At 35.4% G+C, this 8,639-nt stretch carries 7 protein-coding genes and 2 pseudogenes; all 9 read right to left on the reverse strand.

Annotation, left to right across the window (positions count from 1 at the left end; translation table 11 throughout):
* Nucleotides 1–113: 113 nt before the first annotated feature.
* Nucleotides 114–662 (reverse strand): annotated as a pseudogene (locus tag F9U64_RS04505) (histidine phosphatase family protein).
* Between the two features lie 93 nt (nucleotides 663–755).
* Nucleotides 756–959, reverse strand: coding sequence for a DUF6501 family protein (locus F9U64_RS04510; protein ID WP_153401816.1), 204 nt, complete (start codon nucleotides 957–959; stop codon nucleotides 756–758).
* 79 nt (nucleotides 960–1,038) lie between these two features.
* A complete protein-coding gene (locus F9U64_RS04515; RefSeq protein ID WP_153401817.1) occupies nucleotides 1,039–2,076 on the reverse strand; it encodes an AbrB family transcriptional regulator in 1,038 nt (345 codons plus the stop codon).
* Between the two features lie 63 nt (nucleotides 2,077–2,139).
* Nucleotides 2,140–3,102: a peptide-methionine (S)-S-oxide reductase MsrA gene (msrA, locus tag F9U64_RS04520; RefSeq protein WP_153401818.1), complete on the reverse strand. Its 963-nt coding sequence runs from the start codon at nucleotides 3,100–3,102 to the stop codon at nucleotides 2,140–2,142.
* A 90-nt stretch (nucleotides 3,103–3,192) separates the two neighbouring features.
* The gene (vrrA, locus tag F9U64_RS04525) at nucleotides 3,193–3,705 is read right to left on the reverse strand and encodes a VrrA/YqfQ family protein (protein ID WP_153401819.1); all 513 of its coding nucleotides are present in this window, start codon (nucleotides 3,703–3,705) and stop codon (nucleotides 3,193–3,195) included.
* A 173-nt stretch (nucleotides 3,706–3,878) separates the two neighbouring features.
* Nucleotides 3,879–6,983: an AAA family ATPase gene (locus F9U64_RS04530; protein ID WP_153401820.1), complete on the reverse strand. Its 3,105-nt coding sequence runs from the start codon at nucleotides 6,981–6,983 to the stop codon at nucleotides 3,879–3,881.
* Nucleotide 6,984: 1 nt separating this feature from the next.
* Nucleotides 6,985–8,148, reverse strand: coding sequence for an exonuclease SbcCD subunit D (locus F9U64_RS04535; protein ID WP_323125819.1), 1,164 nt, complete (start codon nucleotides 8,146–8,148; stop codon nucleotides 6,985–6,987).
* Between the two features lie 116 nt (nucleotides 8,149–8,264).
* The gene (locus tag F9U64_RS04540; protein ID WP_153401822.1) at nucleotides 8,265–8,480 is read right to left on the reverse strand and encodes a YozE family protein; all 216 of its coding nucleotides are present in this window, start codon (nucleotides 8,478–8,480) and stop codon (nucleotides 8,265–8,267) included.
* Nucleotides 8,481–8,497: 17 nt separating this feature from the next.
* Nucleotides 8,498–8,639: pseudogene (locus tag F9U64_RS22820) on the reverse strand (twin-arginine translocase subunit TatC); the annotation flags it as partial.

An 8,639-nucleotide genomic window follows, 5' to 3' on the forward strand; every position in this document is an offset into this window, starting at 1 on the left:
AACCATAATCTAGCTATGTATATATATACATTTTACCATACATTTAAAAAGCTCGAATACCATTATAGCTCAAATATTAATATTTTCAACTATTTTTCATTATATTCGATAGATTAATCCCAAATTCTTTCAATAACAAATTCTCCACCTGTACGCTGGATTGAAAAAACATCAGGATTTGTTAATGACTTCCAGCCGTGAAAGCCGAAATCCACCTGAAACCTTTGTAACATTATTGCCAGCAAGTTACCATGTGTAACGATAATTGTCGTGTCAAAGTACTCATTTGTCAGACAATCATCCAGCACTTCGTTCGCTCTGTTTAATGCTTCCTTAGACGACTCACCACCTGGCAGTTTTAATTGATAATTATGAAAAGATTGTTCTAAAATGTCTAATCAATCATCAATTGGCTCATCACTTAAAGTTCGTTCTTTTAACCTATCATCTATTTCAATATCTATTTCAAGTTCGTGAGCAAGTGGTTTAATTGTTTCTTTTGCTCGTAAAAATGGACTCGAAATAATTCGGTCGATTGGATAGCTTAATTGTTTCAAACGTCTCGCTAATACGTAGGCTTGCACATTTCCAACTTTAGATAATGGGGAATCTTTGTGCTGCCCTGTTGCATGACAATGTCGAATTAATAGTATTCTTTTCATAACTATCAGCTCCTAAGGTGAATCTATAAAAAGCTTCTTTTGAATAAATGTACCTAATAAAACATATTTTCCACAAATTTGCAGATTTAAACATTACACGACATCAAAATATTCTTTTCTGAATCCAGCCATACGATCTGTATTATCTTTAATAAAGTAAAACTCTTCTGTTTCATTTTTTACTTCATAAACGTTTCCTTCTGTTAATACAGAATTCACTTTATATTTTTTGGCATTCGTATGAATACATTTAATTTTTTTAATAGTTTCATGATTATCCCAAGTTTTATGTATCATTTATATAAACCTCCCTTTCAATTATAATGATACCATTAATTAAAATTAATACAAGCGAACTTTAGTTTACATAATAATATTATTGTCTTCCCCATACTTTAGTCAAGACAATGGGTAATAACAAAATGATAATCAGCATCCTTACTAACTGTAAAGATCCAACTATTGCAGGATCTGCTCCAATATCATGGGCAGTTATCGCCATCTCCACTAAACCTCCTGGTGCCATACTCAGCATTCCTGTTGCAAAGGTTAAGTCTGATAATTCAGCAAACATATATCCAAACAGAACGGAAAGAGAAATAATGACAATGGTTAAAAAGAAATATAAAAACGTATACCTACCTGCTTTCTTTATATCTTTAAGTTCAATCGACAAGCCCAAATGTATACCTATGGAAAGCTGAGCAAAGTGAAACAAAAATGACGCTAAAGGGATAATTGGCAGTCCAATGATTTTAATGATTGCAATGATAATCATAGGAACCAGAACATAGGATGCAGGTATCTTGAAACGCAGCAGGTATGCAATAAAATAGATAATACCATAAATTAATATTGTCCATAAAGGGGAATCATTATCCACTGTTTGTTGAGCAAATTCACTTGAACCTGACTCTTTAAACAGCAATGTGGCTACTATTGGAACAATGAACAGAACACTGATCAACCTTATAGTATGGAAAATTGCGACAAGACCTGTATTCGCCTTCATAGAGTCACTTATTGCTACCATAACAGATAATCCTCCAGGAACACTTCCAATGACGCCTGTTGTCTGTCCCATCTTAGCTATTTTCGCAAAAAAAATCCCGCTTACAATTGATAAGATGATTAATACTACTGTAAAAAGCAAAAAAGGCAGAAAATAGGGTGCAACTTGCCCAATCGTTGCCGTTGTAAATGTTGCTCCAATTTGAACACCTGTAATGGCAAAACTGACATTACGAATTTCTTTATTTAAAATATAATTATCTTTGCTAAACTTCTTTAATATGAATATCCCGACTATTGGACCTAATATCCAAGGAAGCGGAACATGTAACAAAACAAAAACAACGGTAATTAATATTGCAACGCCGTACATCTTTATGTATGGAATTATTTTTGATTTCATATCACTCACGCCTTTAAGATAAAGTAAAAGAACTTGATCATACAAGTTCTTTTACACCAGTAATTAATCAAACAACGGTAAATATTGTTCCAATCCCTCTTCTGCAAGTTTATCTTTCGGGATAAACCGAAGGGAAGCAGAATTGATACAATAACGCATACCACCTTTTTCAATAGGACCGTCATCAAAAACATGCCCTAAGTGGGAATCAGATTCATCACTTCTTACTTCAATTCTTCTCATTCCGTGAGAAGTATCTAAATTTTCTTTCAACCTTTGCCTGTTTAGCGGCTGAGTAAAGCTTGGCCAGCCACATCCCGCGTCATATTGATCTTTCGTGGAAAATAACGGCTCCCCACTAACTAAATCGACATATATTCCTTCGCTATTATTATTCCAATACTCATTCATAAATGGACGTTCCGTGCCATTTTCCTGTGTAACATGGTATTGAATAGGGGTGAGTTTTTCTTTTAATTCATCTTTGGAATATTGCTTTTTCCAATTTCTCTTGATAAAGTCCGCTCTTCCTGAGCCCTTTTTGTATAACTGATAATGAAAACTCTGCTTTTTGTAATAATCCTGATGTTTTTCTTCTGCTAAATAAAATGGTTTCGCTGGAAGTATATCTGTTACAATTGGTTTATCAAACTTACCACTTTCTTCCAGTTCCCTTTTCGATGCTTCTGCTAATTCTTTCTGTTCTTCATTCGTATAATAGATTGCTGTTTTATATGATTCCCCTCTGTCATTAAATTGCCCATTAGGATCCGTTGGGTCAATTTGCTGCCAGAATAATTCCAGCAATTTTTTGTAAGGAAATTTATCTGGTTCAAAAGTGATTTCTACAGCTTCCCTGTGCCCTGTTGTATTTGTGCAAACTTCTTCATAAGTAGGATTTGGCTTTTCTCCACCTGTATACCCCGAGACAATATTAATAATGCCTGGCTGCTCATCAAATGGTTCTACCATACACCAAAAACAGCCACCTGCAAAAACAGCTTTCTCAATTGATTGATCACCCATAAGTACCCTCCTTAATTTCTAGATAGTCTTATTGTGCGGTGGATCAGAAAAAAAAGCAAGTGGACCGTTTTGTGCTTCCATCTTACAAGTTTAAATAAACAGCTTTGGACTTGAAATCCTTGATCTTGTCACAACTTGCTCATCGGCTGGTTCTGGTTCATTATGATCATCATCTTCCAGATTAATTTCTGCTGAATTTTCCGTTTCATTTGTTTGAGTTTCTAAGTCTTCCGTTTCCTCTTCATTATTTATTTCATTAAGTGCTTTCATCATGTTAATTAACTTTGGTGCATTTTTAATCATTGGTCCATATTCTTTTATAAGTGGTGTAGCCTGTTGGGCGACTTTCAAAACTTGCTGCACATTATTTAACGTACCCATTAAATTAGAGCCACCAGAACTCGCACTTAATCCAGCCCCGCCAGTTGCTGTTTTCCCTGGCAGAAATCTTTGTAATAACCCTTGTATACCTTGCTGATTAGCAGGAATTTGCGGCGGAAAAGCTCCTTGCTGTGGTGGCATCATCCTCATAAAATTACCCTGTTGAAAAGGAGGCTGTTGAAACATATATGGTGATTGACCTGGAGGTCGAAATAAATTCATTCTTATTCATCCCTTTCTTGCCTTTTTATTAGCAATATATGTTACTTGCCTTATTTTGTATAGGCCATAATAGGGGCAGGAAATAAGAAATATAACTACGATTATTTCCTGGGCAAGCGCACAATTTGACAAGAAAGGATTCTTAACTGTTTATATTTGTTGCATTATGCAATTTATTGGAGGACAAACCTTGCATCGGAACCGTCATTCGAGCTTTGGACAATTAATTTTGCTTTAATTGCTTCTTTCAATTGTCCGACATGTGAGATGACTCCAATCACACGATGATCCTGCTGTAAATCCTTCAAACATTGAATTGCTTGCTCTAAGGAAACTTCATCAAGTGTACCGAATCCTTCATCAATAAACAATGTATCTAATTGCACACCACCTGCATGTGACTGGATAATATCAGCCATTCCTAGTGCAAGACTCAGAGCCGCTTTAAATCCTTCTCCACCAGATAAAGTTTTAACAGACCGTTTTCGACCAGTATAGTGATCCAGTACTTCCAGGTCTAACCCGCTTTGAGCTCCTCTTTTTGCTATTTCTTCACTTCGAATCAACTGAAATCGATGATCGGTCATCTTATCAAGCCGTAAATTGGCCTGAAGTAAAATTTCATCTAAAAATGTTGATAAAACAAACCTTTCAAAGGAAAGCTTTTGCGGGTTATCACCTTTTGCTATATTAGCTAATTCACCAATATGATAATATTTCTCTGATAAATCTGCGAGTTCCTTTTCAATCGACTGAACCGTTTTGATCGATCGTTTTAAATGTGTCAGAAGCCATTCTATCTGCTGCTCTTCTTTTGAGAGACTCAGTTGCTTCTCTTTAAACTGATCAAGCTGGTCTTTTAATATTTCAAGATTAGGCTTTTCTTTGTTCTCCAATGAAGCCATTAGTTCATTTATCCTTTGCTCTATTAACTTCTTATTTTCATCATATCTATTTATCCTATCTTGCAGGTGGCTCTGCTTCTCTTTAGATATTAACGCCTCCTTGTATGCGGAGACAGTCAAAAAGTTCTTTTCAGCTAATGATTGGTTGAACAAGTTCTTTTGTTTTTCATAGCTTTCTTTCAATTGTTGCTCAAACTGTTCTGTTTGCTGGGTAATTGTTTTCATTTCTGCTAATTCGTGTTTTATTTTATCATAGCGTTCTTTTGTATCTTTCCATTGCTTTATTTTATTCTGATAATCTCGTTCTAATTGATCTACTTGTTTTTGATAACTATTAACGGAATCTATACGTTCAGGAAGCTGTTTTTCCTGTGATGTTAATTCGATTTGAAGCTGTTGCAGTTGCTCCAAATCTTGGGAGAAGCTTGTCTTTAGCTTAGTTTGTTCCGTTTTTGATCTCTCTATTTGTTTTTGGATGTCTTGTACATTCTTTTTAGCCGCTTGCAGTTTTGCTAGTGAGTTATGCAAATCAAGAATGCCTTTCTCTCTTTTATTCTCTTGTTCTGTTAACTTTTCAACTGTTTCATTTAAATCTTTGGAGTTCTTCGACTGGAGTGCTGGATCTAAAGTTTGATAAAAACTGCTGATAACAGCTTTTTTTGCTTCCCCCTGCTCCCGGATTTCATACATTTTTCTCTCTACTGATTTATGTCGTTCTTCTAGTTGATGTAATGAATTTCTTTCTTTATCTACCATATCCTGATTTAATTCATTTGACTTACTTTTTCGTTTTTTTGGATGATTGGTTGAACCACATACAGGGCATGGTTCTCCCTCAACGATAGTACCAGCAAGAATATGTGCAATATTCTTGTGATACGCTTGTTCGATCTCTAGACACTTTTCTTTTTGCACCTCTACCTGTTGATTTAGTTCATTAACATTATTTTTAACTTGGAGATAATTCCTTCTTAATGTATCTAATTGTAGAGTCTCTTTGAGAATATCATGACAGATTGCTAATTGCCTTTGCCATTTCTCCTGATTATACCTTTCTTCTTGAATGGTTTGTTGTAATTGATAAATCTGATCACTTATTTGATAACTTTGTTCTTTTTCTTTGTTTAATTGCTCTATTGACTGCTCTAATCCGTTTATTTCCTGTCTTTGTTTTTCTACTGTTCCTGAAAGTTTAAGAAATTGATCTTTTCGAGCAAAATATCCTTTCACATTGTGTAAATTCTCTTGTTGGCGAAGTAAATCTAATTTCATTTTTTCCCTGTCTTCTTCCATATTCTTGAGCAGATGATAGTGTTGTTCTTCCTTCAAAAAAGCGTTTTGCTTGATCGTCAGTTGTTCTTGTAAATGTTGAAGTTGTTTCTTTTGATTTTGCCACTCTTCTTCTCTTGTCTGCAATTGCTGGTCTAATGGCAGCAATTGATCAGCAAAATATGCTAATTGGAGCACACCTTTAACCTCTTGTATCTCGGTCTCCTGCTCTTGCATTTGTATCTTTTCCTGTTTTTTAAAATCCAGTTGATCAAATAATTCTGCAATTTGCTGGTTTCGATAATAGTCTTGTTCTAACTCCTGTTGTTGCTGAATTAATTGATTTTTTCTTGTATGAATCTGATTTAGCTGTTCTTTTAATTCATTAACTTTTAATTCTATTTGCTCGATAAATGGCTTATTTTCTTCCAGTTCCATCATCTCAGATGATACATTTAACTTTTCTTGTTGCAACTTCCATTCAAGCTGCTCTATCTGCTCTTTTATTAATTTGGCGTCATTTTTCATTTTTTCCGTCATATCATGATAGATATAGGTGCGGAAAATTTTTTGTAAAACTTCTTCCCGTTCTTTACTGTTTTCCGATATCAGTTTACGGAATTCTCCTTGTGGTATCATAATCATTTTGCGAAATTGTTCATAATCTAAATTAATCATCGCTTGCAAGGTATCATTCACTTCTTTAATTTTTGACTGAACTAATTCCCATTGCTTCTCAGCGTTCAATTGATAAAGGACAGCAGTTGCAGGTTCTTCAGTATATCCTTCTCCTCTTGCTTTCGGTTTCCATTGTTTTGGTGATCTTGTTACAGAATAGGTTTTTTGATGTAAGGAAAAAGTGAGCGTGACCTTTGTTAAGTCATCCTTTGTTGCAAAGTGACTTCTCAAAGTGTCTTGATCTCTGTCAGTTCCGCTAGCACGACCATAGAGACTATAACAGATAGCATCGAAGAGAGTGGTTTTCCCTGCACCAGTAGGACCAGTAATCAGGAAGATCATTTCTTCCCCCAGCTTTTGAAAATCTATTAATTGTTTATTGCGGTATGGTCCAAAAGCAGTCAACTCTAATGTAAGGACACGCATTTTATTTCTCCCTCTCTTCTTTCATAAGTGAAGTTATTACCTCATGTATATAATTTGATCTATCATCCGGTAACTCTTCTTGTTTGATCTGTTTATAAAAAGCTTGGAATAACTGTTCATGATTCATTTCTTGTTTTTTCTGAATTTTTTCTCTGTCTTTTATAGAAAGACCCAGGAGATACTGTTTCCTCTCCAGTCTTAAGATATTTGGAAAGAGAGTTCTCAACTTGGAAACAGGATCGAGGATCTGCCCATCATCCAGCAGTTCGACTTGCAGATAATCTTCTGTTCTGCTGATAACTTTCTCCTCCATTATTTCTTGGAAATAGCCTTTTACTGATTTCATATCTCGATCCGGTGTAAGGGGAATTTGATCGATTTCACAGCTTCCCGAGGCATTCATATTCACCATTGTTACTGACTTCTGATGGTTAGCTTCAGAAAAGGAATACTTCATTATGGAACCGCTGTACCTGATCGTATCTTTCATGATTTTTTGCGGCCGGTGCAGATGCCCAAGAGCCGTATAATCAAAATCTATAAAAAGTGATGCATCAACATAGGGACTGCCGCCAATCATTGTTAGACGCTCTTCCGAATCTGATTCCATCCCGCCAGCGGCAAACGTATGGGCAACTATAATATGTCGTTCATCTGGATCCATAGAATCCCTTATTGTGTCTATAACTTTTTCCATTGCTTGATGATGTGTCTGGATTTCTTCCTCTTGAAAATATTCTCGTACTTGAGCAGGTTCAAAATATGGGATTAAATGAAAGTTAATTGGTCCATCTTTATCTTCTAACGTAACTGGAATGAATGCTTGTTCTAACGAGGTGTGTAAATAAAGCTGCCGCGACCGGAATAGAGAAGCACCAAATCCGAGTCGATCAGGACTATCGTGATTACCGGAAATCGCCAGAACCGGAATGCCAATTTCCGTACAGATTCTTGTAAAGACTTGGTTTAATAATTCAACTGCTTCTCGAGGGGGAACAGATCGATCATATAAATCACCGGCAATAATAAGAACATCAGGTTCCTTTCGAATGATAAGTTCCATTATTTGGTCGAGGACTTTGGTTTGATCTTCTGTCATATGTATACCATGCACTAGTTTACCTAAATGCCAATCTGCTGTATGTAAAATTTTCAAAACTTTCACCAACCTATATATCTACTTTTATCTAATATTATACATGAATCTATTATTTACGTCTATCGAAACAGAACAAATGTTCCTGGTAGAGATAATTAAGAAACCATGAGGATTTCTCATGGTTAGTTTTCTTCCCTATATTTTTCCCATAATTGATCGAATGTAGTTAATGCGTCTGCAAATGGGATATGCCACTCTAAATACTGACTAATTTCATTATAATCCTTTGAATGTATCGGAAAATCATGTTCACTGAACATCCAGTTTGCCAGTTTTCTTTCATTGTCTAATGCATAATCATCTCGATAACGCAGCATCCATTGGTAAAATGATTTCATTTCAACTAGATCCTCTCTTAAGATTCGTTCATAAAAGCCTTATGTCTCGCTTCCTTTTTCCGATAAACAATTCGTGACAGCATAATACTAATTTCATAAAGAACAATCAGAGGAATAGCGACAACGATCTGTAAGATAAAATCTGGCGGTGAGATCATT

Source organism: Gracilibacillus oryzae (assembly GCF_009498735.1).
GTDB lineage: Bacteria > Bacillota > Bacilli > Bacillales > Amphibacillaceae > Gracilibacillus > Gracilibacillus oryzae.